We start from the raw sequence: 1,417 nt of genomic DNA, 5'->3' as shown, positions 1-1,417 counted from the left end.
GGGATCGACCACTCCGACTCCCACGCCTCACGCATCGCTGTCTCGTCACCGATCGGGATGCCCTTCAACGCTGCGGACTTGCTGGTACGTCCGAGTAGTCGTTCCGCTTCGGTGATGGAGTGTTGTGCTGCGGCTTTCGCGGCATGCAACTCTGCCCGAGTCAACAGGCCTGCCCCGTAGTCGCGGGCCATATCCTCCATCCGCTGCCTCGCAGCAGTGATCTGGGTCATCGCCGCCGCAACCCCACCGTCTTCACCCGGTGCCATGTCAGGGAGGGTGGTTGCTGCGAGGCGGAGGATGATTGCCTCCGTGACGACGGCTTCGACGCCTGCGGCGCTGGCTGACAGTCCGCCGCGTTCCGGGCGTCCTGGGAGCGGGAGGCACCGGTAGAAGTGCTGCTTCGATGGAGCGGTCTGCCCGGTGCGCCAGCCACCGGTGACGAGGGTGTTGCCGCACTTCCCGCACGAGATGATCCCGGCGAGCATGCTCTTCGCTGATCTGCCGACACGACGGTCAGGGTTCGCGAATACGGCGCGGATGCGTTCGGTTTCTTCCGGGGTGATAATCGCTTCCCAGTTCCCCGGCCCAAGGATCGCCCGCCCACCTTGAGGTTCACCACCACGCGGCGCGGTCGGCTCATACGCCCGCTGACCGCTGATCCTCGCGGAACACAGAATCGACTTCACCGTTGACGCGTGCCAAATGTTCAGGCGGCTCTTCCCCTTGGAAGGGGAGGCGGGGCCACCGTCGCGGTTGAGCCACATCGTGATCTGCCGCACTGACTGCCCCGCAAGGAACCGGTCTGCCATTTCACGGATCACTGCGGCTTCTTCGGGGATGAGGACCCCGCCGAGCCCGTACCCGTACTTCGGGGCACCATGCCACTCACCCCGCTCCGCCTTCTGCCTATTCGCGCGCCTGATCCTGTCAGCCTTGTGCCCTGATTCGTACGACGCGATCGCCACAAGCTGCCTCGCCATCAACCGGCCCTCGTGCGCGTTCAGATCGAACGCGCCACCTTTGACGGTGTCGATGCGGATCGGATGCGACTCCACGAGGTCGATGAGGTCTTCTAACTCGCGCGGCTTCCGATACAAACGGTCCACATGCCATGCCACGATCCGTGTGGGGCCGAGTTTCACCCGTTCGAGGAGTTCGAGGTAGCCGGGGCGTTTCTTGTTCCCGTACGCGGAGATATCATTATCCATAAACACCACCGGTTCCGGAACACCGAGCCGGTGGCAGAGGTCGAGGCAGTCCTGCCGCTGCCGCTCAACCCCAGCCTCCGCACCCGTCCGATCCTCGGAGATGCGCAGGTAGACGACCACCTGCTCCATGCTTTCATTGATACTCGTGCCGTTCATGACGACCTCCATTCACCTGGTAGGTACGTCGGTCAAACCCGACACGTCGACAA

Annotated in this window: 1 protein-coding gene; it reads right to left on the bottom strand. The window is 63.7% G+C overall.

The features are described 5' to 3' along the window. Positions 1 to 1,364, bottom strand: a 1,364-nt coding sequence (locus tag FM104_RS01425; RefSeq protein ID WP_218778537.1) for a recombinase family protein, incomplete at its 3' end; no start/stop codon positions are given. Positions 1,365 to 1,417: the final 53 nt, after the last annotated feature.

The sequence above is a fragment of the Microbacterium esteraromaticum genome, from assembly GCF_900163815.1.
In the GTDB taxonomy this organism is placed as follows: Bacteria; Actinomycetota; Actinomycetes; order Actinomycetales; family Microbacteriaceae; genus Microbacterium; species Microbacterium esteraromaticum_B.
This window is presented reverse-complemented; position numbering and strand designations above follow the sequence as displayed.